The sequence below is a fragment of the Streptomyces sp. NPDC002463 genome (assembly GCF_042889835.1).
Taxonomy (GTDB): domain Bacteria; phylum Actinomycetota; class Actinomycetes; order Streptomycetales; family Streptomycetaceae; genus Streptomyces; species Streptomyces nymphaeiformis.
The window spans coordinates 85,140-110,973 of record NZ_JBIARL010000022.1 but is presented as its reverse complement, the minus strand read 5'-3'; the positions used below and the strand labels follow the sequence as shown (position 1 = coordinate 110,973).

Below are 25,834 nucleotides of genomic sequence, written 5' to 3'. Positions count from 1 at the left end.
CCGCCGGAGCGTCAGCCCGTCTCGAACAGGTGCCCGTGGCGCGACAGCCAGGAGTCGAAGCCGTTCGGTTCCCGCCCGGTCAGGCTCCGTACGGTGGGCAGCGGGAGGCCGCCCCTGCGCGGGTCGGGGTCGGCCTGGGCGTCGAGCAGGCCGGCGGCGAACCCGGCCGGCAGGCCGCCCGCCGCCATCGCCTCGGCCGCCGCCTCACGGGGCGCCTCGACGTACGTCAGCGGGCGGCCGAGGAGCCTGGCGACGCGGGCGGCCTGCTGGGGCGAGGTCAGCGCCTCGGGTCCGGTGAGCCGGTGGACCCGGCCACCGTGCCCGGCGGTGGTCAGACAGACGACGGCCGCTGCGGCGACGTCCGCCGGGTCGACCACGGCACGCGGAATGTGCCCGTACGTCTGGTACACGGTCCCCTCGGCGGCGATCGAGGCCCGCCACTGCAGCACGTTCGACATGAAGGCGGCGGGGCGCAGCGCGGTGAACTCGGCACCGGTACGGGCGAACGCCTGCTCGGCCTCCGCGTGGGCGCGGCCGTACGAGCCGAGGGCGGGCCCGTCCGCGGCGACCGAGGAGACCTTCACGACCCGGCCGACCCGGCACCGGCGCACCTCCTCGGCGACCACCGCCTCCTGCGCGGCGGCGTCCGGCCCGGCGGACAGCACGAAGACCCCCTCGGCCCCGTCCAGCGCGGCCCGCACGGTCTCCGGCCGTCCCAGATCCCCGACGGCCACCTCGACACCGGGCCCGAACCGGACCCGGCCCGCGTCCCGTACGAACGCCCGGACCGCCCAGCCGCCGCTTCGCAGCCCGGCGACCACCTCGCGCCCGACGGTACCGCCGGCACCGATCACGACAAACACGTCGGTTCCTCTCTCTGGGTCACGTCGCTTCCCTCAGGGGGGTCGGGTCGAGGGCCGGGGGGTGCCAGTCGCCGACCGCGGCCAGGCCCTGCTGGCTTGCCGTGGGCGGGGTGCGGCGGAGGCGGGCGTTACGGCGCAGGATGCGCCAGCGGTGTTCGGTGAGCTTGAACTCGCCCATGCGGCGGGAGGCTTCGACGATGCCCTGGGAACGCGGCCGGCGCTGCTCGTCGTAGTGGGCGAGGGCCGTCGGGACGTCGGGCTCTGCGGCGAGCGCCGCGCACAGGACGGCCGCGTCCTCCAGGGCCTGACAGGCGCCCTGGCCGAGGTCGGAGGTCATGGCATGGGCGGCGTCGCCCAGCATCGCGACCCGTCCCGAGACGTACGAGGGCAGCGGCCGGGCCAGCTCGTAGACGTCGTGGCGCAGGACGCGGCCCGCCGGGGTGGCGGCGATCAGCTCGGGCACCGGGTGGTGCCAGTGGCCGAACCGGCGTCGCACTTCCGCGTGTTCGTCGGCGAGACGCAGCCCCTCCGGGGTGTTGGCGACGGCGAACCAGTAGACGCGGTCGCCGCCGAGCGGCATGCGGCCGAACTCCAGGCCGCGGCCCCAGGTGCTGCCGCCGGGCTCGGCCGCGCCGTCGACGCCCTCGGCGATGCCGCGCCAGACGCTGTGGCCGCTGTACACGGGCGGTGGAACCCGTGGCCACCGCGCGCGCCGGATCCGGCTGAACGCGCCGTCGGCGGCGACGACCAGGTCGGCGCACACGGTCCGCTCGCCGACGGCCGTACGGTGGACGACCTCCGCGCCGTCGGGGAGGTCGACGACGCGGGTGACCTCGGCACCGGTGCGCAGGGCGCGGTCCGGCAGGGCCTCGCGGAGCACGGCGTGCAGCTCCGGGCGGGTCAGCACGATCAGGGAGAGGCCGTGTGCGCGGAGGAACGCCGGGTCGGCGGGTGGCTGCAGGCGGCGGCCGGAAGCGAGGCGCAGACCTTCGCCGCCGGGTGCCATGGACGCAGCGCGCCGTCGTACGCCGTCGCCGACGCCGAGCAGGTCGAGCGCGCGCTGGGCGTTGGTGAGCAGCGAGATGCCCGCACCGGTCTCGCGCGGTTCGGGGGCGCGTTCGAGAACGGTCACGCGCCACCCGGTCCGGTGCAGGCCGACGGCGGCGGCCAGGCCGCCGATCCCGCCGCCCACCACGACGGCGCTGCGCCCGGTGGCGGGCATCCGCGCCATCAGCGCAGGACCGCTTCGGCGAGCAGGTCCAGGTGGCCGGGGTCGGCCGTGACCGACAGCAGGAACAGCTCGTCGCAGCCGGCCGCGGCGTAGCCGTCGGCGACCGCGCGGAGCGTCTCGCCCTCGGTGATGGCGCCCTTCGCCAGGTGCTCGGCGAGCTGTCCCATGTAGCCGTAGTACGAGAGCAGGTGCGCGCGGGCGTCTTCCGCGCCGTTCGGGCCGAGCGCGGCGTAGCAGTTGGCGCCCATCCGGGGGGCGCCCTCGCGGCCCTCCTCCGCCCAGAGCTTGCGGAAGCCCTCGACCTGCTCGGCGTACCGCTGGGGCGGGCCGCCGGGCGAGATCCAGCCGATGGTGTGGCGGGCGGCGCGGCGCAGGCCGGCCGGGGAGTGGCCGCCGCCCCAGAGCGGGATGTCGCCGCGGGCGGGGCGGGGTCCGACGCCGGCGTGGGGTCCCTCCCCGGCCCAGATCTGCCGCATCTCCTCGATCGTGGTGTCCAGGCGGCGGCCGCGCGTGTGGAAGTCGGTGCCGGTGGCGGCGTAGTCGTCCTCGCGCAGGCCGGCGGAGACTCCGACGACCAGGCGGCCGTCGGAGATCCGGTCGAGGCTGGCGAGCTGCTTGCCCAGCTCGACGGCGCTGGGCCGGTAAGCGGGCAGCAGGACGGCCGTGACCAGCTTGATCCGGGTGGTGACCGCGGCGGCGGCGGACAGGGCGACGATGCTGTCGTAACTGTCGTACACCACCCGGTCGGTGACGGTCAGGCTGCTGAAGCCGAGGCTGTCGGCCCGGCGGGCGAACTCGATCAACCGGCTGCCCTGGGCGCCGGGCACGCCGATCGGCAGGCAAACGCCGATGTCCACGGTGGTTCCTCCTCGGGTGACGGTACGTGGGTCGGTCAGTCCTCGTCGCGGTCGCCGCCGCGACGGGTGTGCATGGCGTCGGCCATCCGCCGCTTCACGGACGGGATCCGGGACGCGACGTGGAGCTGGGCGCGCAGGGCCGCGAGGGCGAGCCGGCCGAGGTACGGCCGGTGGATCGGCTGGTCGCCGCCGGTTTGGGCCCGGGAGGCGAGGACGGCCTCGAAGCCGTAGTCGATCATCCTGGTCTCGTAGGCGCGGACGGCGTCGTGCAGGCTGCTGCGGCCGTCCCGGAAGGCGGTGAGCCTGCGGGTCAGGAGGGCGGCGTCGCGCAGCGCGGTGTTGGCGCCGACGCCCTGGCCGGGCGTCATGGTGTGGATGGCGTCACCGATGAGGGTGATGTTGCCGGTGGGCCACTGGGGCACGGGCACAGAGGTGCGGATGTTGATGGGGAAGCAGGTGCTCGGGTCCGCGAGCCGGAACAGCTCACGCAGGTTCGGGTGCCAGTCGGCGGTCATCTCCCGTACGAGTTCGATCAGTTGGCGGCCGTCTCGCTTGAGCACGTCCGGCGGGAACTTGTCGGTGGACGCCCAGAAGCCCCAGTTGACGTAGTCGCGGGTGTTGTCGAAGAGCAGGCCGGGCCACTGCCGGACCAGGTCGGCGTCGTCGCCGCCGATACCGTTCTTGGGCCGGCCGTCCCCGTCCCACGGGAACTCCATGGTGTGCAGGATGCAGCTGTACCCCCGGGGGGCGAGGACCAGGCCGATGCCGTCGGCGACGGCCTGCGGGAGCAGGGCGCGTGACTCCGGAGTGAGCGGGAGCTTCGCGGCGATGGAGATGATGCCGGCGTCCTCGACCCGGGCGTGCGGCAGATACTGCCTGCGTACGCGGGAGCCGACGCCGTCCGCCGCCACCAGCAGGTCGCCGGTGTCCTCGCCGCCCTCCGCGAAGTACGCGGTGACCCTGCCGTCGGGGCGCTGCTCGTAATGGGTGAACGTCCGGCCGAACCGGATGACGTCCTCCATGCCGGTGAACAGCACCTGACGCAGCGTCATCCGGCTGACCGAGCGTTCGCCGCTCTCCTCGTCCACGGCGGGGCGCAACGGCAGGTCGATGCTGGTGCGCAGCCGCTCGGTGAGCATGACGAAGTGGCGTGGCGGCCGGGCGCAGGTGGCCTTGAACGTCTCGTGCAGCTCGGGGGGCAGCACCTGCTTGAGGGCCGCGCTCCCGTCGGGCCCGATCCCGACGCGGTACCCGTGCAGTCCGGCGCTTCGGGTCCGGTCCCGCTCGTAGACGACGACGTCCATCCCGGCCCGCCGCAACCCGTGCGCCAGCGCCATGCCGCCGGTGCCGGCGCCGATGACGATGACGCGGAAGGGAGCCGGGGCCGGTGCCTCGCCGGCGGCGGACTCGGCGTGCAGCGGTTCGCTGGTCATGGAGTGGTGTCGCCCTCCTCGGAAGTGAGGCCCTCGACCTGGATGGAGCGGGTCGGGCAGCCTCGCCAGGCGCGTCGCAGTTCGTCGCGCAGGGTGTCCGGGGGCCGCCCGTCCAGGACCACGACGCGGCCCTCCTCGTCCTGGTCGAACACCTGCGGCAGCCGGTAGACGCACAGGCTGCTGGTCACGCAGGTCTCCCGGTCGGCGGAGACGCGCAGGGAGCCCATCGCCGTCACCAGCTCACGGGGATCTCGGCGTAACCGGCCAGGAAGCCGCCCTCCGGACGCTTCAGCTCCTCGCCGGACACCGCGAGCCGCAGGCCGGGCAGGCGGCGCAGCAGGCCCTCGGTGGCCTCCTGGAGTTCCATCCGGGCCAGCGCGGCGCCGGCGCAGAAGTGGATGCCCGCGCCGAAGGTCAGGTGGTGGTTCTCCGTGCGGCGGATGTCCAGATCGAGCGGGTTCTCGAACTCGTCGGCGTCCATGTTGGCCTCCTGGGAGAGCAGCACCGTGGAGCCCTTGGGGATGACCGTGGTGCCGTCGAGCAGCTCGATGTCCTCGACGGCGTAGCGCAGCGTGCCCAGCGAGGTACCCATGATCTGGTAGCGCAGCAGCTCCTCGACGGCCGAGGGCACCAGCGACAGGTCCGCCTTCAGCTCGGCGGCCACCTCGGGCCGGTGCAGCAGCACGGCCATGCCGGTGCCGAGCTGGGAGGCGGTGGTGACGTAGCCGGCGATCAGCAGGGTCTTCACCCAGTGCTGGAGCTGATAGTCGGTCAGCTTCGTGGGGTCCTCGCGGCTGATCTCGATCAGCTCGCTGATCAGGTCGTCGCCCGGCCGCTCGCGCTTGGCGTCGATCAGCTCGGTCAGGTAGTCCCAGTACTGCCGCCGGCACTCCTCGACCTCGTCCTCGGGCAGCCGGGAGACGGACAGGAAGCCGTCGATCAGACGGCGGAACCTGGCCCGGTCCTGCGGCGGCACGCCCAGCATGTGGCAGATCACCAGGATCGGCAGCGGGTAGGCGAACGCCTCCATCAGGTCGACCGGCTGCGGCCCCGCGGCCATCTCGTCGAGGAGCTGCCCGACGATCTCCTTGACCACCACGCGCAGCGCCTCGATCCGGCGCGCGCTGAAGGCCCGCATGACGACGGCGCGTTCGGTCAGATAGCGGGGCGGGTCGTTGTCGATCCGGGGATCGCCGAACAGGTCGTTGCTGGCGGAGACGCGGGAGGCCCGGCCGAAGGTGTTGCGGCTGAGCCGCTCGTCGGCGAACAGCCGCCGTACGTCCTTGTACCGGGTGACCAGCAGCGCGGGTTCGCCGCTGGGCAGCGTGATCTCAAGGAGCGGCCGCTCGCGCAGCGTCGTCCAGCCTTCCGGTATGTCGGGGGCGGGGGCCCATGGAAGGGGATACCCGACGGGGCACCGATCGCCGCTCATGTCTGAACCGCCCTCTCCTGTGCGCACTGCTCGGACCGGGCCAGCGTGCGCATCCGTCCTGGGGACCCGCTCGAAGCACGGTCGAACGCCGCGGACGCGGTACGGCCCAGCGCAGGTCGAGCGAGACTCCATCGGGCGCTGCGAGATTCCCCCCGGTACACCTCCGTACGGAACCCAGAGGGAGAGCAATGAGCAGTCAGATCCCGACGCAGCCGGCGACCGCGGCGGAGTACCTGCCGCTGGCCTTCGGATTCGCCCTCCACCAGATCGGTGCGACCGTGAGCAGCCTCGGCGTCCTCGCCGCGGTGCAGGACGGCCCGCGCACCGCCGAGGAGCTGATCGAGACCACCGGCGCCCACCCGCGCAGTCTGCGTCGGCTGCTGTACGCGGCCGTCCGGGCGGGGGTGCTCTCGCTGGACGCCGACGGATACCGGGCGACCCCGGTCGCCGAGCACTTCGGGCCGCTGTCCGACATGCACGCGGCGGCGCCGGTGTGGCGGGCCTGGGAGGTGCTGGAGGAGTCGGTGCGCACCGGGCGCTCCGCGTTCGAGATCGCCAACGGCGCCCCGCTGTTCGACTACTTCGAGAAGGACGGCGAGCTGGCCGCGACCTTCCACGCCGCGATGACCGGCGGCAGCGACGTGCAGTCCCCGGCGATCGTGCGGCACTTCGACTTCACCCGGTTCCGCCACGTGGTGGACGTGGGCGGCGGCCGCGGCACCCTGCTCTCGGCCGTGCTGGGGGCCAACCCGGAGCTGCGCGGCACCGTCTTCGACACCGACAACGGACTGGCGGAGACCGTGGGCGTGCTCGCGGAGGCCGGGCTGTCGGAGCGCTGCGGCATCACCGAGGGTTCGTTCTTCGACTCGGTGCCCGCGGGCGGTGACCTGTACCTGTTGAAGAACATCCTGCACGACTGGAACGACGAGGAGAGCGTGCGCATCCTCGGCAACATCCGCGAGGTGCTGCCCGCCGACGGCCGCGTGGTGGTGTTCAGTTCCGTGCTGCCCGAGAACGGCGCGGACGCGGATCCGGCCGACGCGCTGGGCGCCGCCATCTCGGACATCGAGATGCTGGTGATGACCACCGGCCGGGAGCGGACGCTGGAGGAGTACCGCCGGGTGTTCGCGGCGGCCGGTCTGGAGCTCACCGCGACCACCCCGCTGCCGTGCCCCTACCAGTACCACGCGCTGGAGGCCGCGCCGGCCTCGTCCTGACCTCCCCCGCGCCCCTGCAAGCCCCCACCGAGAGAACCGCATGACGACTTCATCCGACTCCGTGACCCTGGCCGATCCGAGCGGCCTCGACCCGGCCCGGTGGCGGGCCGCGGTCTTCGTCCTGGTCGCGATGGCGCTGGACCTGATCGACACCTCCATCGTGGTGGTGGCCCTCCCCGGCCTCCAGCGGCAGCTGCACGCCGACGGGGCCACCTTGCAGTGGGTGGTGGAGGCGTACACCCTCACGTTCGCGCTCAGCCTGGTGACGGCGGGTCGGATCGGCGACCTCCTGGGGCGCAAGCGCGTGTTGCTGACGGGGATCGTGGTGTTCGTCGTGGCGTCGCTGGGCTGCGGCGCCGCGCCGGACGCGGGCGTCCTGATCGCCTGCCGGGCGTTCCAGGGCTTCGGCGGCGCGCTCGTGGTCACCCAGGGGATGTCGACCTTCCAGGTGTCGTTCCCGGACCACGAACGCGCCCGGGTCTTCGGGCTGTTCGGCGCCCTGTCCGGGCTGTCCTCGGCGCTCGGCCCGATGCTCGGCGGCCTGCTGATCAACGCCGACCTGTTCGGTCTTTCATGGCGGCCGATCTTCCTGATCAACCTGCCGGTGGGACTCGTCGCGCTGGCAGGCGTCGCCGGCTGCGTCCGCGACTCGCGGGCTCCTGTGGCCAGGCGGCTGGACCTCATGGGGGTGCTGCTGGTGACCGCGGCCCTGCTCGCGGTGCTGTTCCCGCTGGTGCAGGGCCGTGAACTGGGCTGGCCCGCCTGGTCGTTCGTGCTGATGGCGGGCTCGGTCCCGCTCGCCGTGGGGTTCACGCTCCACGAGCGGGCCAAGGAACGACGGGACGGCTTCGCGCTGGTGCCGCCCGCGCTGTTCGAACGGCGGACCTTCACCGTGGGACTGGCGCTGCTCACGGTGTTCTTCGCCGCGGTGGCCGGGTTCTTCTTCCCGTTCACCTACTACCTGCAGAACGGCCTGGGCTTCTCGCCGTTCGACGCCGGCCTGGCGGTGATGCCCTACGCGCTCGGCGCCATGACCACGTCCTCGGTCTCCCCACTGGCCGCCCGGCGCTTCGGCCGGGTGGTGCTGGCCGCCGGCATCGCCGTGATGACGGCCGGCACGGTCGCGCTCCTGCTGACGGTCCGGCACCTCGGCTCGTCCGTCGGCACCTGGCAGCTCGCGCCGTGGCTGCTGGTCACGGGCCTCGGCATGGGCCTGGTGGCCTCTCCCCTGGTCCAGCTGGTGCTGTCCGGGGTGCCCGACCGGGACGCCGGCGCGGCGTCCGGCGTCCTCAACACCGTCAACCAGCTGGGCTCGGCGGCCGGTGTCGCCGTACTGGGCGTGCTGTTCTTCGGCCTGCTCGCCGGCCACCGCGGCTTCTCCGTCTCCTTCTCCCAGGTGCTCTGGTACGAGACGGGGCTGCTCGCGGCGGCCTTCCTGCTGGTGTTCCTGCTCCCCGCTCGCGCCGCTCGTCATCCGGCGCCGGAAGATTCCGGGCCACAGGCTCGCCCACACGAAGGAGACCCGGCATGACAGCAACCGCTTGGGACACCGGCACGGCGGCCGGCATCCTCCGGCTCGGCAATCGGTTCTGCGACGCGAAGGCGCTGCTCACCGCGGTCCGGCTGGACCTGTTCACCGTCCTCGACGAGGGCCCGGCCGACGCCGAGGAGCTGCGCGTACGGCTCGGGCTGCACGGGCGGGGCCTGACCGACTTCCTGGACCTGCTCACCGCGCTGGGCCTGCTGCGCCGCGACGAGGGGCGCCGCTACCGCAACGCCGAGGGCGCCACCCGCTTCCTGGTCTCCGGCCGGCCCGGCGCCGTCGGAGGCTTCCTGCGCGGCTCGGACCTCAACCTGTACCCGGTGTACGGGCGACTGGCGGAGGCCCTGCGCACCGGCGAGCCGCAGGCGTACACCGACTACACGGGCATGCTCGACGACGCCGAGGCGACCGGCGCCTTCGTACGGATGATGGACGGGCTCACCCAGGGCCTGGGCGCCCGGCTCACCGAGGCCTACGACTTCTCCGGCCACCGCTCGGTGCTCGATGTCGGCGGCTGCCGGGGCGGACTGCTCGGCCAGCTCCTCACCGCACGGCCCGGGCTGGAAGGACACGTCTTCGACCTGCCGCAGCTGGAGCCGTTCTTCCACGAGCACATGGCCGAACTGGGCCGCACCGGACAGGCGGTGTTCCACCCCGGCGACTTCTTCCGCGACCCGCTGCCCCCTGCCGACGTCCTGGTCCTCGGCCACATCCTGCACGACTGGGACCCCGCGCAGCGCCGCCACCTGCTGGGCAAGGCCTTCGACGCGGTCAGCCCCGGCGGGGCGGTCCTGATCTACGACCGGATGCTCGGCGAACGGCAGGACGACACCGAGAACCTGGTCGCCAGCCTGAACATGCTGCTCGTCACCGACGGCGGCGCGGAGTACACCGTCGCGGAGCTGACCGCCGAGGCCCGCGACGCCGGGTTCACCGGGATCACCCACCGGCCGCTCGACGCGTTCGACACCCTGGTCGTCGCCCGCAAGCCCTGACCGCCCACGAGCGCGGCAGCGCCCCCGGAAGCCCTTCCGGGGGCGCTGCCGCGCTCGTGCCGCTCCTGTCACCCGTCAGGCCTTGTGGCAGACCACCAGGGTGTCGTAGTCGCCGAGCGGAGCGACCTCGGTACGGGCGAAGCCGGCGTGCTCGGCGTAACCGACGATCTCCGCGGCCGGGTACTCCGAGCCGCCGTCGGTGACGAGCAGCATGTCGAGGCTGATCACCAGGTTCTCGGCATGCTCGGGCTCGTCGTCCAGCATCCGGTCGTAGACCAGCAGGGTGCCCCCGGGGTTGACCGCGTCGAACGCCTTGTGGATCAGCATGCTCCGCTGCCCGGGGTCCCAGTCGTGCAGGACGTGCCCGAGGATCACCACATCGGCCGAGGGCAGCGGATCGGTGAAGAAGCTGCCGCCGTGGAACTCCAGCCTGCCGCCGAGGCCGAGGTCCGCGATCAGCTCCTTGGCGAAGGGCTCCATCTCGGGCAGGTCGAAGACGTGCCCGGCGAGGTGCGGCCGGGCCCGGACGATCTGCGAGGCGAGGTTGCCCCGGGCACCGCCGACATCGAGCACCGAGGCGTGACCGGACCAGTCGTACGCCTCGATCAGCTGGGCGCCGAGGACGTTGGTGAAGGCGTCCATGCTGCCGATGAACTGGCGCAGGATCGCGGGGTTCTGCGTCACCTCGTCGTAGTGGCTGCCCGACTGCTGCTTCCCGGTGCGCAGGGCCTCCTCCAGGCGGCCCCACGCCGGGTAGAGGTTGCGGCTGGAGCGCAGCAGGAAGCCGCCGACGTACTCGCCGGCGCCGCGCACCAGGTGCCGTTCGGCGCCGGGGGCGTTGCGGTAGCGGCCGTCCTGGCGCTCCAGGATCCGCAGCGCCACCAGCAGGTCGAGGAAGTCGCGCAGGCCGCGTCCGTGCAGCCCGAGCGCCTGCCTGATCTCGGCCTCGCCGGCCGACCCGCCCGGGGCGTTGTGCAAGTGGGTGAACAGGTCGAGCTCGACGGCGGTCAGCAGGGCCTTGGCATCGCAGAACGCGTTGCCGAGGCGCAGGATCCCGGCGGCAGTGCCGACGTCCGGGGCCTTGGTCGTCATGGTGAGGACTCCTTCCTGGACGCCTGCCTGCCAGGCGCCGCACCTGTCGGCCTGAGAGGCTGTCAGCCAGGCGTGGAGCGCCCCTCGAACCTCCCTGGAGACCCGGAGCGCCGGCCGCCGGCCCGAGGGCGCCCGACCGCGAGGCCAGGAATCCTCGAGGCGCCGCCGGTAACTCTTTCCCCGGTCGCAGTGCGGCGGATCAACCCGGCACTGTTCGTCTGTTCATGAGGGGACACGCATGTATGACGTGAACATCCCTGTGCTGATCGTGGGAGCGGGGCCGGTCGGTCTCTCCACCGCCCTGTTCAGCGGGCGGCACGGGATCCGCACGATGGTGCTGGAGAAGCGCGACGGCACGTCGCTGCTGCCCCGCGCCCCGGGTCTCCAGGCGCGCACCCTGGAACTGTTCCGGGCGGCCGGCGTCTCCGCCGACATCAGGGCGCTGGAGATGGGCGACTCGCACCCCTACTTCGAGGGCGGCATCATCCAGGTCGACACCTTCTCCGGGATCGACGACGCCGTGGTGCTCGAGTCGCCGTCGCTGGACGGCCCGACCGTCAGCCCGGAGCGGGTGATGGGCTGCGGCCAGGACCGGTACGAGAAGGTACTGGTGGAGAAGGCCCGGGAGTACGGCGCCGACGTCCGGTTCGCCACCCGGCTCGTGGAGTTCACCCAGGACGCGGACGGGGTGACCGCCGTCGCCGAGGAGAAGGCCACCGGCCGGCGCTTCACCATCCGCGCCGACTACCTGGTGGGCGCGGACGGCGCGAACAGCAGCGTCCGCGGACACCTCGGGGTGGACCGCGAAGGACGCGGCACGGTGTTCAACGCACTCAGCATCTACTTCAAGGCGCCCGAGCTGGAGACCGTGCTCAAGGGCCGCAGGTTCATCCTCTGCTACGCGAATGTCGACGGCACGCTGATGGGGCTGTCCCGGCTGCACGGCCGCGACCCGTACCTGGCCGCACCGATCTACCACCCCGAGCGCGGCGAGAAGCCGGAGGACTTCACCGACGAGCGCTGCGTCGAGATCGTCCGGACCGCGGCGGGCAAGGCGGACCTGGCCGTGGAGATCGTCGACAAGGTGCCGTGGCAGGGCGCCCAGCTGGTCGCCGAGCGGTTCCGCACCCAGCGGGTCTTCCTGGCCGGCGACGCCGCCCACCTGCACCCGCCCGCGGGCGGCTTCGGCGCCAACACGGGCATCCACGACGCCCACAACCTGGCCTGGAAGCTGGCGGCCGTGCTCAAGGGCTGGGCGGGCGAACCGCTGCTCGACAGCTACCACGACGAGCGGCACGCGGTCGGTTCGGCGATGGCCGCGCAGGCGATGGTCCGCAACCGCATCCGGCACGGCCACGCCACCGAGCAGGACCGCGCGGACATGGTGGACGACATCATCATCACGCTCGGCTACCGGTACACGTCGCCGTCGATCGTCAGCGACGCCACCGGCCCGGTGCTCACTCCGAAGCTGCAGCTCACCGGAGAGCCCGGCACCCGCGCCCCGCATGTCTGGATCGAGCGCGACGGTGGGATCGTCTCCACGATCGACCTGTTCTGGGACGCGTACGTCCTGCTCACCGACGACGCCGGGTCCCCCTGGGCCGAGGCGGCCGTCGCGGCGGCCGAGCGGCTCGGCGTGCCGCTGCGGGTGCACCGCGTCGGCCCGGAGAGCGAGCTGCGGCCGAAGGACCGCGACTGGGCCGAGGCGTACGGGGTCGGCGCCGGCGGTGCGGTGCTGGTCCGCCCGGACGCCTTCGTCGCCTGGCGTGCCACCGGCCCTGGCGGCGCGGACGCCGAGCAGGTGCTCGCGGACGTGCTGAGCAGGTCGGCCGGACTCCGCTGACCGCACCGCGAAGGGCCCGCTCCGGATCTTCCGGAGCGGGCCCTTCGGCGGTCGCGGTCAGAGTGCCGCGTCGGCCAGCAGCCGCACCTGTGCGAGGTCCGCCGTGCAAGGCAGCAGGATCAGCTCGTCGCAGCCCGCCTCGGCGTACGCCTGGGCGGCGTCGCGGACGCGGCGCGGATCGGTGAGGACGCCGGCGGCCGTCCGCTCGGCCTTCGGGCCGACGAACGAGTAGTAGGAGCGCAGGTAGTCACCGGCGACGCGGGCGGCGTCCGGGCCGAGGTGGGCGTAGAGGATGGCCACCATCCGCGGGCGCTCGGTGCGGCCCTCGTCGATCCAGGTCTGCCGCGCCTGGCGGACCAGTTCGGCGTACGCGGTGACGGAGTTGCCGCCCGCGATCCAGCCGGTGCCGAACCGCGCCGAGCGCAGCATCGCGCGCGGCGAGTGACCGCCGACCAGCAGCGGTACGCCCTCCGGGCGGACCGGGGCGGGGCCGATGCCGGGGACCTTGCCGCGGCCCGCCCAGATCTCCCGCAGTTCGGTGAGCGCGGCGTCCAGGCGTGCCCCGCGGTCACGGTAGCCGGTGCCGGTGGCGGCGTAGTCGTCCTCCCGGCCGCCGGCGGCGACCCCGAGCACCAGCCGGCCGCCGGAGAGGGCGTCGATGGTGGCGGCCTGCTTGGCGAGCAACGCGGTGTCGCCCCGGTAGGCCGCGATCAGGATGGTGGTCAGCAGTCTGATCCGCTCGGTGACGGCCGCCGCCGCCGCGAGCGAGATCAACGGCTCGAAGTTGGCGTACACCAGCCGGTCCAGAACGCCGAGGCTGGCGAAGCCGCACTCCTCCGCACGGCGGGCCCACTGCGGCAGCGTCCGGCCGTCGATGTCGGGGACGGTGGTGGGCAGACCCAGTCCGATCTCCAAGGCTCTCTCTCCTTCTGGTGTGCGCTCAGCGGACGGCTGCCGCCCGCGTGTCGGTGAGCCGCTCCAACGCGGCGACCAGGTCGGCGGGGGCGGGCCGCTCCAGGTTGCGTTCGGCGAGGCGCCGGGCCGCGGAGCGCTCCCGGTCGGATTCGAGCAGGCGCCGGATCTGGCCGCGCAGCCGGCCGTGGTCGGCCTCGTCGCGGCTGAGCACCTCGCCGGTGCCGGTGGCCAGTACGCGCGCCGAGTGTCCGGCGTGGTCGGGGAGCTGGGGGACGAGCAGGAGGGGTACGCCGGCCTGGAGGCTCGTCAGTACGGTGCCGGCGCCACCGTGCGCGACGACCAGGTCGGCGTCGGCGAGCAGCTGCCGCAGCGGGGTGTCCACGGTGACGGTGACGTCGGCCGGGAGGTCGCCGAGGAGCGGGAGCTGGTCGGCGGAGACGGCCAGCACCACGTCGGTGTCGGGGCCGTGGGCGGCCAGGGCCGCCTCGGGGGCGAAGAAGTGCGCCGGGGACAGCCGGGCCATGGTGTGGCCCCAGGTCACCACCACTCGGCGCCGGCCGGGCGGGGGCGGTGCGATCGGGGTGCCGGCTCCGGGCCCGTTGAACGGCACGTAGCGCATGGAGAGCCGCCGCTGGTCCGTCGGGAGCTGGAACTCGTCGGGGCACGGGTCGACGGTGAGGTCGCCGAACGGGTCGAAGGCGTGTACGCCGTTGCGTGCGGCGAGCGGCGCCAGCACGTCGGGCAGCAGGGGCCGCGCGCGCAGCATCAGGTCGGTGCCGTAGAGCAGCCGTACGGCCGGGACTCCGGTGGCGGCGGCGGCGATCGGACCGGCGAGGGCGGTGGGTTCGTACACCACCAGGTCGGCCCGCCAGTCGCGGGCCAGCGCAGTGAGGCCGTCGGCCATGGAGTCCGCGTGGGCGTGGAACATCCGCAGGGCGCGCGGGCCGCGCCCCTCGGGTCCGGCCGGAGCGGCCGGCGCGGCCAGGGTCCGCGACGGCAGCACATAGCCGCGGACCAGCCCCACCGCGTCCACGTCGTGCCCGACCGTCGCCGCGGGCAGCCCGGTCCGGACGATCTCGTCATAGATCCCGGGCTGGCCGGCGACCAGCACCTCGTGCCCGGCCGCCCGGCAGGCCCAGGCCATCGGGACCAGCCCGTACAGGTGCGAGGGCCACGCCCAGGTCGTGAACAGTACCCGCATCGATCCGCCCCACCCTCTTCGGAGGTTCAGCTGACGGTCCGGAAGGTCCCCCATCGGGCTCTCGGATGGATCGCGGCCTGCTCGAGCTGCCGTCCAGGAGTTCGCGAGAACGGCGCGGGAGGGTGTGCCCGGCCCTGCACGGCCCGGGCATGACGGCAGCGGAAGGGGACTCGGATGGAACAGGGACTCGCGGGCAAGCGCGTACTCGTCACCGGCGGGACGCGGGGCATCGGGAGGACGACGGCACTCGCGTTCGCCCGTGCGGGCGCGCGCGTGGTGGTGTGCTCGCGGACGGCCGGCGCGGACGCCGACTCGCTGGTGCGCGAACTGAAGGAGACCGGCGACGGGCATCTGGTGGTCCGGGCCGACGTGACCACCGGGCCGGGGGCGGCGGAGCTGGCCGAGCGGGCGCGGGAGTCGCTGGGCGGCCTGGACGCGCTGGTGAACAACGTCGGCGTGGACGGGCAGGTCTGGTTCGGGGAACTGCCCGAGGACGAGTGGCACCGGGTGATGGACGCCAACGTCACCTCGGCGTACCTGGTCACGCAGGCGGCGCTGCCCCTGCTGGCCGACGGTGCGTCCGTGGTCAACGTGGGCTCGTCGGTGGCGCTGCGCGGCCGTGTCCGCGGGGTGCACTACACGGCGTCGAAGGCCGCGCTGATCGGTCTGACCCGGGCACTCTGCAAGGAGCTGGGGCCGCGCGGCATTCGCGTCAACACCGTGGCGCCCGGCCTGACCGAGACCGAGCCGGGCGCCGGGCTGCCGCCGGAGGCGGTCACCCGCATCGTCGGCATGACCGCCCTCGGCCGGATCTGCCGCCCCGAGGACGTGGCCGGCGCGGTGCTGTTCCTGGCGGGCGACACCTCCGCGTACATCAGCGGGGTGACGCTGAACGTGGACGGCGGGGTCTAGAGGCAGGCCCTAGTAGTGCTTCGTTACGTCGGGTGATCTCGCCTGGTGGTGGGCATCTTTGCCCTATGAGGCTGGGGGAGGTGGAACGGCTCCGGGGTGAGGCGGCGGAGTTCGTTGCCGATGTGTTCGCCTCGCTTCCGCGGCGGGATCAGCGGCGGTGGGGCGGGTGTTATCTGCGGGGCCTGATGCTGGACGGCCGGCGCAAGTCGGTCCAGCCGATGGCCGAGCGGCTGCCGGACGGGAACATGCAGGCCCTGCAGCAGTTCGTGAACCAGTCGCCGTGGGATCCGCTGCCGGTGCGGCGGCGGATCGCCGAACGGCTGAGCGAGGCGATCCGGCCTGAGGTGTGGGTGATCGACGACGTGTCGTTCCCCAAGTGCGGGACCCGGTCGGTGGGGGTGGCCCGGCAGTACTGCGGAGCGCTGGGGAAACGGGCGAACTGCCAGGTCGCGGTGAGTGTCCATGCCGCCACCGACACGGCCTCGTGCCCGCTGGACTGGCAGTTGTACCTGCCGCAGGAATGGGCACAGGAGCCGGACCGCTGCCGCAGGGCAGGGGTGCCGGAAGAAGCCGTTGCCCATCAGGAGAAGTGGCGTCTGGCGCTCGGTCTGCTCGACGCGCTCGCCGGCTGGGAGCTGGAGGCGCCGGTGGTGGTCGCCGACGCGGGCTACGGCGTCAGCACCCCGTTCCGGATGGGCCTGGAGGAACGCGGACTGTCCTATGTCCTCGCGCTGACCGGCAAAGAAGTCGCCCATGCCGAACAGGCCCGGCCGCACCGGCCCGTCTATGGCGGGCTCGGACCGCCGACCCTGCCCCGCTACCGCACCCCGCCCCGAGCCGTCAGTGGCCTCGCGGAGGAAACCGGCACGGAACAGTTCTCCGAGGTCACCTGGCGACAGGGCAGCAAAGGCGCGATGACCTCACGGTTCACCGTCCTGAGGGTCCGGCCGGCGGGCAAGCAGTCCCTGGCCGCGGCCCAGCAGGCGGGCGGCGGCCGCAACCGATGGGACGGTGTCCTGCCCGCCCGCACCCTTCTGGTCGAGTGGCCACACGGCCAGGACACCCCGACGGGCTACTGGATATCGAACCTGCCCGCCACCACACCGGCCGAGGACCTCGTCAAGTGGGCGAAGATGCGGTGGCGGATCGAGCACGACTACCGCGAGCTCAAACACGGCCTGGGCCTGGACCATTTCGAAGGCCGGACCTGGCGCGGCTGGCACCACCACGTCACCCTCGTCACCGCCGCCCAGGCCTTCCTCACCCTGCGGCGGCTCGACCCAAAAGCCCACACGCCGGCCTGACCCTCTACCAGGCCCTCGACACCCTCCAGGACCTGCTGCAGTGCTGGACCGGCACCTGCACCACCTGCGGCCGACCCCTGCCCCGCAACAGAAACAGACTCAGAACCTAACGAAGCACTACTAGGGGTGGGAGGACGCGGGCGCGGGGCGGAGGTCGTGGACGATCCGGTTGACGGTCATGGCGCCGCCCGTGCGCAGGGGGGCCAGCCGGCGTCGGTGCTCCACGTGCTCCGCGCTCAGCTCGAAGGCACGGAAGCTCGCCTCGTCGGCCCAGTCCGTGAACACGTGGTAGACGGGCCGGTCCTGGTCCTCGTCGCGGACCAGGACCTGGCCCCGGTTGGCCGGCTGTCGGGCGATGATCGTGCCGATCTCCAGCCAGACCGCCTCGAACTCGGCCTCCCGGCCCGGGGCGATCTCCATCCGCAGGACCACTCGCACCGGCCCCCGCGCGTACTCGGCCATCTCCGTGCTCCCCTCGTTCTTCCGGCTCGTCCGCCCTTCGGGCGGATCCGGCCGGTCGCCTGCGGTGCCAGGCTGCCCGTCCCGACTCGAATCGCGCTCGATGGGGCCCCTCTTGAGCCGTCCTCGACGCCCTGCGCCGATCCTCGGGCCTCCGACGTCCCCGGCAGAGGAGATCCGGATGACCGAGCAGCCGCAGGTTCCCGTACTGGTCGTCGGAGGCAGCCTGGTCGGGCTGTCGACGGCGCTCTTCCTCGCGAGGCGCGACGTGGCCTGCCTGGTCCTCGAGCAACGCGCGGGGCTGTCCGCCCACCCGCGTACCCGGGGCGTCAACCCGCGCTCGATGGAGCTGCTGCGCGCCGCCGGGCTCGAGGACGAGCTGCGCGCGCTGCCGTCCGCGCGGGCGCTGGCCCGCAACAGCGGTCTGCGGCTCGCGAGGTCGCTGGCCGGGCCGGAACTGGGCTCGTTCCAGGAGGAGTACTACCGCGAGGTCTCCTCCGATCTCGGCGCGCTGTCGCCCACGAGCTGGTGTCTGTGCCATCAGAACGAGCTGGAGGACGTGCTGCGCCGGGCCGCCGAACGGGCCGGGGCCGAGTTCCGCTTCGGCAGCGAGCTGGTGTCGTGCGCGCAGGACGCCGACGGCGTGACGGCTCTGGTGCGCGACGGCGCGGACGGTACGACGAGCCGGCTGCGGACGCGCTATCTGGTCGCTGCCGACGGCGCCCGCAGCGGGCTGCGCCGCCGGCTGGGCATCCCGTTCGACGGCACGGGCGGTCTTGGCCGGTTCCTGGCGATCCACTTTCGCGCCGATCTCGCGGAGGAGCTCGGCGAGCGGCGGTTCGTCATGTGCTACACGTTCAACGACCGGGTGCGCGGGGCGCTGATCCCGCTGGACAACGCGAGCGAATGGCGGCTGGACGTCATCCTCGGCCCCGACGACCCCGGCACGCCCGAGGAGGTGCTCGCCGCCTTCCCGCCCGAGCGGTGCGCCGAGCTGGTGCGGGCCGCCTCGGGCGTGCCGGATCTCGCCGTGCGGGTGCTGGGCGCCGTTCCGTGGGAGGCCGCCGCCAAGGTGGCGCGCCGGTTCCGTGCCGGCCGGGTCTTCCTCGCGGGCGACGCCGCCCACGTGATGCCGCCGAGCGGGGCCTTCGGCTCGAACTCCGGTGTCCAGGACGCCCACAACCTGGCGTGGAAGCTGGCCGCGGTGCTCGCCGGGCAGGCCTCCCCCGGTCTGCTCGACAGTTACGAAGCCGAACGCCGGCCGCTCGGTGCGGCCACCGTACGGCAGGCGGTGCTGCGCCAGCGGGACCGGCCGCGCCACGGTGAGCGCGGGGCACGGCGGGCGCTGCCGCCCGGTCTCGTGGACGACACCACCGTGTGGTTCGGCTGGCGCCACACGGTGGGCGGCGACGTCTGGGTGACCGATCCTCGCGGCCTGCCGGGGACCCGGGCCCCCCACGTGCCGTTGCTGCGCGACGGTACGGAGTGCTCGACCCTGGACCTGTTCGGGGACGGCCCGGTGCTGCTGACGGGTTCCCGGCCGGGACCGTGGCCGGCGGCGGCCGAGGCGGCGGCGCGGCGCCTCGGCGTGCCGCTCCAGGTGCACGGCATCGGCGGCGACGGGGCGTACGGGGCCCCGGACGGCGAGTGGGCGAAGGCGTACGGCACGACGGACGCGGGGGCGGTGCTGGTCCGCCCGGACGGGGTGGTGGCCTGGCGGTCCGCCGGGACACCGGACGACGCCGAGGACGCCCTGCACGCCGCCCTCGCCCGGATGCTCGGCCGCTGACGCCGCCCCGGCGGTCCGGCGGTCCGGCTCAGGTGTGCTCGATCAGTACCGCGGCGTCACGGTCGCCGTCCCCGGCCTCGACGACGGTGGCGAAGCGGGCCCGTACGGTGTCGAGCACGGGCATCGCGACACCGGTCCGCGCCGCGTCGGTGACGGCGAGGCGCAGGTCCTTCTCCATCAGCGCGGAGCGGAAGAAGGCCGGCCGGTAGCTGCCCTTGCGCATCAGCTCGGCGCGGAACCGCAGGACCTCGGAGCTGAACCCGCTCCCGGCGATGGTCGCGAGCAGCCGGTCCCGGTCGAGGCCGGCCCGCTGGCCGTACGTCACGGCCTCGGCGAGCGCGGCGACCTGGGCGCCGAGCAGCAGGTTGAGGATCAGCTTGGCGGTGGCGGCGGCGCCCGGCGCGCCGAGCGGCACGACCTCGGAGCCGATGGTCTCCAGGACGGGCCGCACCGCCTCGATGTCGGCGTCGTCGCCGGAGACGAAGACCCGCAGCCGGCCCTCCCGGGCCTGGAGCGGGTTGCCGACGACGCACGCCTCTACCCGGCGCAGCCCGGCCTCGGCGAGCCGGGTCGCGCTGTGCCGGGCGTACTCCGGGGAGACGGTGGAGGTGTCGATGACCGTGCTGCCGGGCTCCAGCGCGGGGACCACCTCGCCGAACAGCACCTTCTCGACGGCGGCCTCGTCGCTGAGGCTGAGCAGCACGGTGCGGACGCCTGCCACGGCCTCGGCCGGCGAGCCCGCGGCCACGGCGCCCTGGGCGAGGAGCGGTGCGGCCTTGTCCGCGGTCCTGTTGTGGACGGTCAGCCGGTACCCGGCCCCGAGCAGGCGGTGTGCCATGCCGCCGCCCATGCTGCCGAGTCCGATGAAGGCCAGAGTGGTGGGGCTCATCGTGCCGCCTTCCTTCGTGTTCCTTGGGGGGGGGAGGGGGTTGCCGCGACAGGGGGCTGTCCCCGGCGCCGGGGGGAGGGCGCCGGGGACAGCGGTCGCGGGGTGCGGGTGGTTCAGTAGGCCGCGTCGACCTCGTAGACCGCGAACGGCGTGCCGGTGCGGGTGTCCCGGTAGGGGCGCAGCGGCGCCGTGTCGTCGCGGTGTTCCGGACCGGCCTCCCAGTCCTGGAAGGCGGTCGTGCTCGCCCAGCGGCTGACCACCACCAGCGAGCCGGGGTCGTGGAGCCGGAGGAGCAGTTCGTTGCCGAGCATCCCGGGCACCTTGGCGAGCCGTTCGCTGACCTGGTGGTAGGCGGCGCGTACGGCGGCGAGTTCGGCGTCGTCGCGCGCGAACTGGTACACCAGCACCCGCACCTCAGGCATCGGCGCTCGCCGCCGGTCCGGGGATGTGGGCGGTGACCTCCATGGTGTGGAACGAGCCGCCGCTGCGGTAGGGGTGCAGCCTGGCCCGGTGTTCCAGGTGGGCGGGGCTGTTCTCGAAGGCGCGGAAGCGCGGCTCGTCCAGCCAGTCGCTGATGATCCAGTAGACGCCGTCCGCGCCGGCGTCCTTGCACAGCCACTGCCCGAGGTTGGCCGGGTGGCCGGTGACCGCGTCGGTGCCGCGGTGCCACTCCTCGACGAAGGCGTGCTCGGCGCCGGGCTTGAGCTCCATCCGCAGGGTGACCCGGAACGTCATCAGGAGATCCCCCCGTCGACGCTGACGGTGGACCCGGTGACGTACCGGGACAGGTCGCTGGCGAGCCAGAGGATGGCGCCGGCCACCTCGTCCGGGGTGCCGAGCCGGCCCAGTGCGGTCTTGGCGCTGTAGCGCTCGACCATCAGCTTCTGCTGGTCCTCGGGGAGTTGGTGCAGGTTCTCGGTCTCCACCACGCCGAGGGCGACGACGTTGAACCGTATGCCCTTCGCGCCGAACTCCTTGGCCAGCGACCTGCTGAGGCCGACCAGGGCCGCCTTCGTGGCGGTGTAGTGCGAGCGCAGCGGGATGCCGGCCTCCACCGCCTTGGAGCCGATGCTGACGACGGACGAGCCCTCGTGCAGCAGCGGAAGGGCGTGCTGGATCACGAGGTGGGCGGCGGTGACATTGGTGGTGAAGATCCGCTGGAACTCCTCCACCGGCAGGTCGGCGTAGGGGACGTGGCTGATCGTGCCCGCGTTGTTGACGATCAGGTCGAGGCGGCCGTACGCCGCTCCGGCCCGCTCGACCAGGGAGGCGGCCTCCTCCGGCCTGCTGAGGTCGGCCCGCAGGACGTGATGGTCGCCGCCGATCTCCTTCAGCTCTCGTTCCAGCGAACCGACGTGGTCGCTGGGCTGCCGGTAGCAGGTCACCACGTCGACGCCGGCCCGGGCCAGCGCGAGCACGATGCCCCGGCCGACGCCTCGGGTGCCGCCGGTGACGAGGGCCTTCTTGCCCTCCAGGGCCAGGTTCATGGTCTTCCTCCGTGAGGCTGGGCGGTGGGTGCGTCAGAGCAGGACGGACAGTGCGCCGCAGTTGGCGGCGAAGGCGAGGATGGCGAGCGCGCTGCGCCGCCGGTTCCAGGGGCCCCAGACGGGGCGCGGGTCGACCTCGTCGAAGTTCTCCGGGAGCCGGCCGGGGTCGACGCCCTGGATCCACCGGTTGATGGGGACGTTCTTGACGAGCGAGATGGTGACGGTGGCGGCGGCGAGCAGCGCGGCGGCCAGGTACAGCAGCCGGGCCGCGGGCTGCTGGCCGCCGACGGCCAGCACCAGGTCGCCGACGAGCGTGCCCAGCAGGCAGATCGGCATCGCCGGGTCGTAGCGGGTGGCGAAGAAGGCGTGCGCGTGGACGTAGCGGTCGGGCGGCAGAGCGGCGAGCAGGGGCCAGCCGCCGAGCTGGGTGCCGAGCAGGACCCCGGCGCCCAGACCGCTGAGGAGCACCACCAGGGGTGCGAGGACGGCGGTCACCGCGGCTCACGGCGGGCGGCGGCCTCGATCTTGTCCTTGATCAGCTTCATCTGGACGGCGGTGTTGCGGTTGAGGTGCTCCGTCATGCCCGCGTCGTCCGCGGGGGCCTGCGGCTTCATGTGGAAGTCCTGGATCCAGCGCATCCGCACCGCGCCGTCCTCGACGGTGTACTCCCAGCGGATGTCCATGAACTCGAACGGGCCGGTCTCCACCCGGTACGCCTCGACCGTGCGGCTCTTCGGGTCGGGGGTGCGGCGCGAGACCCAGCTCCACACGGTGCCGTTCTCGTCGGGGTGCATGGTGAGCCGGAAGGTGACGGTGTCGCCGTCGCGCTCCAGTACCTCGGCGGCGGCGTACTCGCTGAACAGGTTCGGCCAGTTCTCCAGGTCGTTGGTGATCTCCCAGACGGTCTCCAGCGGTGCGTCGATGAGGATCGAGTTGTCGGTGTGGCCTGCCATGGGTGCGCCAACCTTTCGTCAACGTCCGAGGACGACAGCTGAGTTGAAGCCGCCGTGGCCGCGGGCCAGGACCAGGGCACGGCGCAGCGGGGTGGTGCGGGGTTCGTCGGTGACCAGGTCGAGGTCGCAGCCGGGGGCGAGCTGCTCGACGCCGGCGGTGTGCGGGACGACGCCGTCGCGCAGCGCGAGCAGCGCGGTGACCACGTCCAGCGGCGCGCCGCCGCCGTACAGCCGGCCGGTGAGCACCTTGGGCGCCGTGACGGGTACGGCTCCCGGGCCGAACACCGCGCTGATCGCCCGGGCCTCGGCGAGGTCCTCGGCGGGCGTGCCGGCGCCGTCGGCGAAGACGACGTCGATGTCACCGGGGCTCAGTCCGGCGTCCGCGAGAGCCGCCTCGATGGTGCGCCGCAGCGCGGGGGGCCGGTCGGAGCCGGGGGCCGGGTCGAAGCCGGCGGCGTAGCCGAGCACGGTGCCGTACCGCTGTCCGGCACCCCGTTCGGTGGCTCCGGAGTCGCTCTCCAGGACCAGGATCGCGCCGCCCTCGCCGGGCAGGTAGCCGGCGGCCGAGCGGTCGAACGGCAGGTAGGCGCGGGCCGGGTCGACGACGGTGGAGAGCCTGCCGGTGGACAGCTGCGCGCTCAGTCCGTACGGGCACAGGGAGGCGTCGGTGCCGCCGGTGAGCACCAGCCGGGCGCCGCGCCGGGTGAGCCGGCGGGCCTGGCCGATGGCGTCGAGTCCGCCGGCCTGCTCGCCGCAGAGCACGCCGCACGGGCCGCGCATCTTGTGCCGGATGGACAGCTGTCCGGTGGTCGCGGCGTAGAACCAGGCGATGGACTGGTAGGCGCCGACCCACGCGGGCGCGTGCTGGTAGAGCGCCTCCATCTCGTGCTGGCCGAACTCGGTGCCGCCGGACGAGCTGGCGGTGACCACGGCCATCTCGTACTCGGGCAGCGTGGCGGGGTCGGCCCCGGCGTCGGTCAGGGCTGCCTCGGCGGCGGCGAGGGCGAGGTGGGTCCAGTGGTCGGTCTCGCGGGCGACCCGGCTGGGCACCGAGTCGGCGGCGCTGAAACCGCTCACCTGGCCGGCGAGCCGCACCGGGTAGGGCGTGGGGTCGAACCGGCTGATCCGGTCGATGCCGGACTTGCCTGCCAGCACGGCGGCCCAGTGGGCCTCCACGCCGAGCCCGGTCGGCGCGGTGACGCCGATGCCGGTGATCACCGGCGGGCGGTGCTCGGTGGACATGGTCAGCTCCTCCCGTGGGCGACCGCCCCGGGCCGCGCCAGGACCATCGCGCTCTGGAACCCGCCGAAGCCGCTGCCGACCGTCAGCACCACGTCGGTGCGGTGCTCGCGGGCGGTTCGCGGGACATAGTCCAGGTCGCACGTCGGGTCGGGGTTCTCCAGGTTGGCGGTCGGCGGTACCACCTGCCGGTCCAGCACGAGCGCGCAGGCGGCCACCTCGATGGATCCGATGGCGCCCAGCGAGTGCCCGATCATCGATTTGATCGAGCTGACCGGGACGCGATACGCGTGGTCCCCGAGGGCCCGCTTGAAGGCGGCGGTCTCGTGCCGGTCGTTCTGCTTGGTGCCGGAGCCGTGGGCGTTGACGTAGCCGACCGCCGTCGGATCCAGGCGGGCCTGGTCGAGGGCGATGCCGATGGCCTCCGCCATCTCGCGGCCGTCCGGCTTCAGGCCGGTCATGTGGTGCGCGTTGCTGCGCCCGGCGCTGCCGACGATCTCGCCGTAGACATGGGCGCCACGCGCCTCGGCGGCCGTCTTCTCCTCCAGCACCAGGACGGCGGAGCCCTCGCCGAGCACGAACCCGGCGCGGTCACGGTCGAACGGCCGGGAGGCGTGCTCCGGGTCCTCGTTGCGGGCGGTGGTGGCCCGGATCGCGTCGAAGCAGGCCGCGCTGATCGGGGAGATCGGCGCGTCGGTGGCACCGGCCAGCGCCACGTCGGCGCTGCCCTCCTCGATCAGCTGGACGGCGTGCGCCACGGCGTCGATGCCGGAGGTGCAGCCGGTGGAGACGAGGGAGACCGGGCCCTCCGCGCCGGCGGCCCAGGCCACCTCGACCGCGAGCGTGGAGGGCACCATGTAGCCGTACAGGTGCGGGACGCCGTACTCGTGGTCGACCAGCCAGTTCCGGCCCTGGTCGCTGAGGACGGTGTACTCCTCCTCCAGGCCCATGGTGCAGCCGACGGCGCTGCCGAGGCCGACCGCGATCCGCTCGGGGCGCACGGCGGCCAGGTCGAGTCCGCTGTCGGCGATGGCCTCGCGGGCGGACACCACGGCGAACTGGGCGGCGCGGTCCATGCGCCGGATCTCCCTGGCGGTCAGACCGGCGCCGGCCGGGTCGAAGTCCACCTCGGCGGCGACCTGGGAGCGGAACTCGGCGGGGTCGAAGAGGCTGAGCCGGCGGGTCGCTGTCCGGCCCTCGGTGAGCAGCTGCCAGAACGCCTCCCTGCCGACGCCGCCGGGCGCCACCACGCCGATGCCGGTGATCACCGCGCGACGCTCACCGCCGGCGCTCACGTGCCGCCACCCACCCGGGGGTTGGCCGCCTCCGGGTTCCGGACGGCTTCGGTGTCGACGTGCCCGAGCTCGGGGCGCGGCGCCAGCGGGGACAGGTGGAAGACGCAGCCGGCCGTCTCGGTTCCGGTGTTCACCAGGCGGTGGCGCACGCCGATCGGGACGAGCAGGGAGTCCCCGGCCGTCAGCCGTACCGGTCGGCCGTCCAGGGTCATCTCCAGTTCACCGGTGGTGACGTGGAGGAACTCCTCGGAGTACGGGTGGTAGTGCTCGGTGACGTGGTCACCTGGCAGCAGGGTGAGAGTGCCGCCGAAGCCGGAGGTGCAGCCGACGGTCTTCGGGCTGAGGGTCACCCGCATGTCGCCGCCGCGCCTGGTGTTGGCCTCGACCTGTCCGGCGGAGACCTTCACCGTACGGGTGCCGGCGGTGTGGTCGGTGTCGGTCACTGGAGCCGCCCCTCATCCTTGGTCCACACGTAGAACGGGCTCGCCATGGCGTCCTTGGGTTCCTTCCAGTCCGGGTCGTACGGGCTCACGCAGGCCGCCAGCCGGTTGTTGATGTCCTGGTAGAGCGGGTGGCTGCGGGCCTTGTAGAGGTCCGGCGAGATGTCCTGATCGGCCTCGACCAGGTGGAAGTACAGGTCGTGGAAGCGGAACAGGGTGCGCCGGGAGACGCCGACCAGGTGGGGCAGCTCGGTCGCGTCGGAGTCACCGAAGATGCTCGCGATGTCATCGGCCTTGCCCGGCTTCAGCCGGGCGACGATCAGGGTGCGGTGCACTGCTGTCCTCCTGGGGATGGGGTGCCGACACCGACACGCCAGACTGTCCCCGGGCAACCTGGAGACTGGCTCAAGTGCGCGTCCAGGCAAGGGACTTGAGGCGAACG

At 73.3% G+C, this 25,834-nt stretch carries 27 protein-coding genes; 7 read left to right on the top strand and 20 right to left on the bottom strand.

Annotated elements, in window-relative coordinates; translation table 11 throughout:
* Positions 1–11 precede the first annotated feature (11 nt).
* Genes ACFYX3_RS34140 through ACFYX3_RS34115 form a run of 6 tightly spaced genes read right to left on the bottom strand, consistent with a single transcriptional unit; the run spans position 12 to position 5,816 of the window.
* On the bottom strand, positions 12–863 hold the full coding sequence (locus tag ACFYX3_RS34140; protein WP_389021949.1) for an NAD(P)H-binding protein: 852 nt from the start codon (positions 861–863) through the stop codon (positions 12–14).
* A gap of 19 nt (positions 864–882) precedes the next feature.
* On the bottom strand, positions 883–2,085 hold the full coding sequence (locus tag ACFYX3_RS34135; protein WP_389021945.1) for an FAD-dependent monooxygenase: 1,203 nt from the start codon (positions 2,083–2,085) through the stop codon (positions 883–885).
* Positions 2,086–2,093: 8 nt separating this feature from the next.
* Positions 2,094–2,951, bottom strand: coding sequence for an LLM class flavin-dependent oxidoreductase (locus ACFYX3_RS34130; protein ID WP_389021942.1), 858 nt, complete (start codon positions 2,949–2,951; stop codon positions 2,094–2,096).
* 35 nt (positions 2,952–2,986) lie between these two features.
* On the bottom strand, positions 2,987–4,384 hold the full coding sequence (locus ACFYX3_RS34125) for an FAD-dependent oxidoreductase (protein ID WP_389021939.1): 1,398 nt from the start codon (positions 4,382–4,384) through the stop codon (positions 2,987–2,989).
* Positions 4,381–4,611 carry a ferredoxin gene (locus tag ACFYX3_RS34120; RefSeq protein ID WP_389022006.1) on the bottom strand — a complete coding sequence of 77 codons (231 nt, stop codon included), beginning with the start codon at positions 4,609–4,611 and terminating at the stop codon, positions 4,381–4,383. Before ACFYX3_RS34120 ends, ACFYX3_RS34125 begins: the two co-directional genes overlap by 4 nt.
* A gap of 5 nt (positions 4,612–4,616) precedes the next feature.
* Positions 4,617–5,816 (bottom strand): cytochrome P450, encoded by a 1,200-nt coding sequence (locus tag ACFYX3_RS34115; protein WP_389021936.1) that lies wholly within the window; start codon positions 5,814–5,816, stop codon positions 4,617–4,619.
* 188 nt (positions 5,817–6,004) lie between these two features.
* Here ACFYX3_RS34115 and ACFYX3_RS34110 point away from each other — a divergent pair, with 188 nt between their 5' ends.
* Genes ACFYX3_RS34110 through ACFYX3_RS34100 form a run of 3 tightly spaced genes read left to right on the top strand, consistent with a single transcriptional unit; the run spans position 6,005 to position 9,571 of the window.
* On the top strand, positions 6,005–7,033 hold the full coding sequence (locus ACFYX3_RS34110) for a methyltransferase (protein WP_389021932.1): 1,029 nt from the start codon (positions 6,005–6,007) through the stop codon (positions 7,031–7,033).
* 40 nt (positions 7,034–7,073) lie between these two features.
* Positions 7,074–8,564: an MFS transporter gene (locus tag ACFYX3_RS34105; RefSeq protein ID WP_389021929.1), complete on the top strand. Its 1,491-nt coding sequence runs from the start codon at positions 7,074–7,076 to the stop codon at positions 8,562–8,564.
* Positions 8,561–9,571, top strand: a complete 1,011-nt coding sequence (locus ACFYX3_RS34100; protein ID WP_389021926.1) for a methyltransferase — start codon at positions 8,561–8,563, stop codon at positions 9,569–9,571. Before ACFYX3_RS34105 ends, ACFYX3_RS34100 begins: the two co-directional genes overlap by 4 nt.
* Positions 9,572–9,646: 75 nt before the next feature.
* On the opposite strand, the gene ACFYX3_RS34095 is transcribed toward ACFYX3_RS34100, so the two are convergent.
* Entirely contained in the window at positions 9,647–10,663 is a 1,017-nt protein-coding gene (locus ACFYX3_RS34095; protein ID WP_389021923.1) for a methyltransferase, read from the bottom strand.
* A gap of 238 nt (positions 10,664–10,901) precedes the next feature.
* Here ACFYX3_RS34095 and ACFYX3_RS34090 point away from each other — a divergent pair, with 238 nt between their 5' ends.
* On the top strand, positions 10,902–12,509 hold the full coding sequence (locus tag ACFYX3_RS34090) for an FAD-dependent monooxygenase (protein WP_389021920.1): 1,608 nt from the start codon (positions 10,902–10,904) through the stop codon (positions 12,507–12,509).
* A 57-nt stretch (positions 12,510–12,566) separates the two neighbouring features.
* Here the strand turns inward: ACFYX3_RS34090 and ACFYX3_RS34085 are convergent, their stop codons facing one another.
* Positions 12,567–13,424, bottom strand: coding sequence for an LLM class flavin-dependent oxidoreductase (locus ACFYX3_RS34085; RefSeq protein WP_116157700.1), 858 nt, complete (start codon positions 13,422–13,424; stop codon positions 12,567–12,569).
* 25 nt (positions 13,425–13,449) lie between these two features.
* Complete coding sequence (locus ACFYX3_RS34080) at positions 13,450–14,625, bottom strand: nucleotide disphospho-sugar-binding domain-containing protein (protein ID WP_389021915.1); 1,176 nt, start codon at positions 14,623–14,625, stop codon at positions 13,450–13,452.
* A 174-nt stretch (positions 14,626–14,799) separates the two neighbouring features.
* Between ACFYX3_RS34080 and ACFYX3_RS34075 the strand changes: the two genes are divergently transcribed.
* Together ACFYX3_RS34075 and ACFYX3_RS34070 are read left to right on the top strand one after the other, a co-directional pair.
* Entirely contained in the window at positions 14,800–15,537 is a 738-nt protein-coding gene (locus ACFYX3_RS34075; protein WP_376583265.1) for an SDR family NAD(P)-dependent oxidoreductase, read from the top strand.
* A gap of 65 nt (positions 15,538–15,602) precedes the next feature.
* Positions 15,603–16,841: an IS701 family transposase gene (locus ACFYX3_RS34070; RefSeq protein ID WP_389021911.1), complete on the top strand. Its 1,239-nt coding sequence runs from the start codon at positions 15,603–15,605 to the stop codon at positions 16,839–16,841.
* A 120-nt stretch (positions 16,842–16,961) separates the two neighbouring features.
* On the opposite strand, the gene ACFYX3_RS34065 is transcribed toward ACFYX3_RS34070, so the two are convergent.
* Positions 16,962–17,303 carry an antibiotic biosynthesis monooxygenase family protein gene (locus tag ACFYX3_RS34065; protein ID WP_382660604.1) on the bottom strand — a complete coding sequence of 114 codons (342 nt, stop codon included), beginning with the start codon at positions 17,301–17,303 and terminating at the stop codon, positions 16,962–16,964.
* Positions 17,304–17,481: 178 nt separating this feature from the next.
* Between ACFYX3_RS34065 and ACFYX3_RS34060 the strand changes: the two genes are divergently transcribed.
* Complete coding sequence (locus tag ACFYX3_RS34060; protein ID WP_389021906.1) at positions 17,482–19,089, top strand: FAD-dependent monooxygenase; 1,608 nt, start codon at positions 17,482–17,484, stop codon at positions 19,087–19,089.
* 28 nt (positions 19,090–19,117) lie between these two features.
* On the opposite strand, the gene ACFYX3_RS34055 is transcribed toward ACFYX3_RS34060, so the two are convergent.
* The 10 genes from ACFYX3_RS34055 to ACFYX3_RS34010 form a co-directional block, all read right to left on the bottom strand.
* Positions 19,118–19,978, bottom strand: a complete 861-nt coding sequence (locus tag ACFYX3_RS34055; protein ID WP_382660602.1) for an NAD(P)-dependent oxidoreductase — start codon at positions 19,976–19,978, stop codon at positions 19,118–19,120.
* Between the two features lie 113 nt (positions 19,979–20,091).
* Complete coding sequence (locus ACFYX3_RS34050; RefSeq protein ID WP_116157706.1) at positions 20,092–20,400, bottom strand: antibiotic biosynthesis monooxygenase; 309 nt, start codon at positions 20,398–20,400, stop codon at positions 20,092–20,094.
* The gene (locus tag ACFYX3_RS34045; RefSeq protein ID WP_376583258.1) at positions 20,393–20,713 is read right to left on the bottom strand and encodes an antibiotic biosynthesis monooxygenase family protein; all 321 of its coding nucleotides are present in this window, start codon (positions 20,711–20,713) and stop codon (positions 20,393–20,395) included. Before ACFYX3_RS34045 ends, ACFYX3_RS34050 begins: the two co-directional genes overlap by 8 nt.
* Positions 20,713–21,465: an SDR family NAD(P)-dependent oxidoreductase gene (locus ACFYX3_RS34040; protein WP_389021899.1), complete on the bottom strand. Its 753-nt coding sequence runs from the start codon at positions 21,463–21,465 to the stop codon at positions 20,713–20,715. The genes ACFYX3_RS34045 and ACFYX3_RS34040 overlap by 1 nt, the downstream gene beginning before the upstream one ends.
* 33 nt (positions 21,466–21,498) lie before the next feature.
* Positions 21,499–21,960: an anthrone oxygenase family protein gene (locus tag ACFYX3_RS34035; RefSeq protein WP_382660600.1), complete on the bottom strand. Its 462-nt coding sequence runs from the start codon at positions 21,958–21,960 to the stop codon at positions 21,499–21,501.
* Positions 21,957–22,418: an SRPBCC family protein gene (locus ACFYX3_RS34030; protein WP_376583254.1), complete on the bottom strand. Its 462-nt coding sequence runs from the start codon at positions 22,416–22,418 to the stop codon at positions 21,957–21,959. Before ACFYX3_RS34030 ends, ACFYX3_RS34035 begins: the two co-directional genes overlap by 4 nt.
* Positions 22,419–22,436: 18 nt before the next feature.
* Positions 22,437–23,660 (bottom strand): ketosynthase chain-length factor, encoded by a 1,224-nt coding sequence (locus ACFYX3_RS34025; protein ID WP_376583252.1) that lies wholly within the window; start codon positions 23,658–23,660, stop codon positions 22,437–22,439.
* Positions 23,661–23,662: 2 nt separating this feature from the next.
* Complete coding sequence (locus ACFYX3_RS34020) at positions 23,663–24,952, bottom strand: beta-ketoacyl-[acyl-carrier-protein] synthase family protein (RefSeq protein ID WP_389021894.1); 1,290 nt, start codon at positions 24,950–24,952, stop codon at positions 23,663–23,665.
* Positions 24,949–25,395: a cupin domain-containing protein gene (locus ACFYX3_RS34015; protein ID WP_389021891.1), complete on the bottom strand. Its 447-nt coding sequence runs from the start codon at positions 25,393–25,395 to the stop codon at positions 24,949–24,951. Before ACFYX3_RS34015 ends, ACFYX3_RS34020 begins: the two co-directional genes overlap by 4 nt.
* On the bottom strand, positions 25,392–25,727 hold the full coding sequence (locus tag ACFYX3_RS34010; RefSeq protein ID WP_116157712.1) for a TcmI family type II polyketide cyclase: 336 nt from the start codon (positions 25,725–25,727) through the stop codon (positions 25,392–25,394). The genes ACFYX3_RS34015 and ACFYX3_RS34010 overlap by 4 nt, the downstream gene beginning before the upstream one ends.
* Positions 25,728–25,834 lie beyond the last annotated feature (107 nt).

Coding starts and splice junctions, on each gene's coding strand:
- ACFYX3_RS34135 (WP_389021945.1), bottom strand. CDS start 2,085: ATGCCCGCCACCGGGCGCAGCGCCGTCGTGGTGGGCGGCGGGATCGGC.
- ACFYX3_RS34125 (WP_389021939.1), bottom strand. CDS start 4,384: ATGACCAGCGAACCGCTGCACGCCGAGTCCGCCGCCGGCGAGGCACCG.
- ACFYX3_RS34120 (WP_389022006.1), bottom strand. CDS start 4,611: ATGGGCTCCCTGCGCGTCTCCGCCGACCGGGAGACCTGCGTGACCAGC.
- ACFYX3_RS34115 (WP_389021936.1), bottom strand. CDS start 5,816: ATGAGCGGCGATCGGTGCCCCGTCGGGTATCCCCTTCCATGGGCCCCC.
- ACFYX3_RS34110 (WP_389021932.1), top strand. CDS start 6,005: ATGAGCAGTCAGATCCCGACGCAGCCGGCGACCGCGGCGGAGTACCTG.
- ACFYX3_RS34105 (WP_389021929.1), top strand. CDS start 7,074: ATGACGACTTCATCCGACTCCGTGACCCTGGCCGATCCGAGCGGCCTC.
- ACFYX3_RS34100 (WP_389021926.1), top strand. CDS start 8,561: ATGACAGCAACCGCTTGGGACACCGGCACGGCGGCCGGCATCCTCCGG.
- ACFYX3_RS34095 (WP_389021923.1), bottom strand. CDS start 10,663: ATGACGACCAAGGCCCCGGACGTCGGCACTGCCGCCGGGATCCTGCGC.
- ACFYX3_RS34090 (WP_389021920.1), top strand. CDS start 10,902: ATGTATGACGTGAACATCCCTGTGCTGATCGTGGGAGCGGGGCCGGTC.
- ACFYX3_RS34080 (WP_389021915.1), bottom strand. CDS start 14,625: ATGCGGGTACTGTTCACGACCTGGGCGTGGCCCTCGCACCTGTACGGG.
- ACFYX3_RS34075 (WP_376583265.1), top strand. CDS start 14,800: ATGGAACAGGGACTCGCGGGCAAGCGCGTACTCGTCACCGGCGGGACG.
- ACFYX3_RS34070 (WP_389021911.1), top strand. CDS start 15,603: ATGAGGCTGGGGGAGGTGGAACGGCTCCGGGGTGAGGCGGCGGAGTTC.
- ACFYX3_RS34065 (WP_382660604.1), bottom strand. CDS start 17,303: ATGGCCGAGTACGCGCGGGGGCCGGTGCGAGTGGTCCTGCGGATGGAG.
- ACFYX3_RS34060 (WP_389021906.1), top strand. CDS start 17,482: ATGACCGAGCAGCCGCAGGTTCCCGTACTGGTCGTCGGAGGCAGCCTG.
- ACFYX3_RS34055 (WP_382660602.1), bottom strand. CDS start 19,978: ATGAGCCCCACCACTCTGGCCTTCATCGGACTCGGCAGCATGGGCGGC.
- ACFYX3_RS34050 (WP_116157706.1), bottom strand. CDS start 20,400: ATGCCTGAGGTGCGGGTGCTGGTGTACCAGTTCGCGCGCGACGACGCC.
- ACFYX3_RS34045 (WP_376583258.1), bottom strand. CDS start 20,713: ATGACGTTCCGGGTCACCCTGCGGATGGAGCTCAAGCCCGGCGCCGAG.
- ACFYX3_RS34040 (WP_389021899.1), bottom strand. CDS start 21,465: ATGAACCTGGCCCTGGAGGGCAAGAAGGCCCTCGTCACCGGCGGCACC.
- ACFYX3_RS34030 (WP_376583254.1), bottom strand. CDS start 22,418: ATGGCAGGCCACACCGACAACTCGATCCTCATCGACGCACCGCTGGAG.
- ACFYX3_RS34025 (WP_376583252.1), bottom strand. CDS start 23,660: ATGTCCACCGAGCACCGCCCGCCGGTGATCACCGGCATCGGCGTCACC.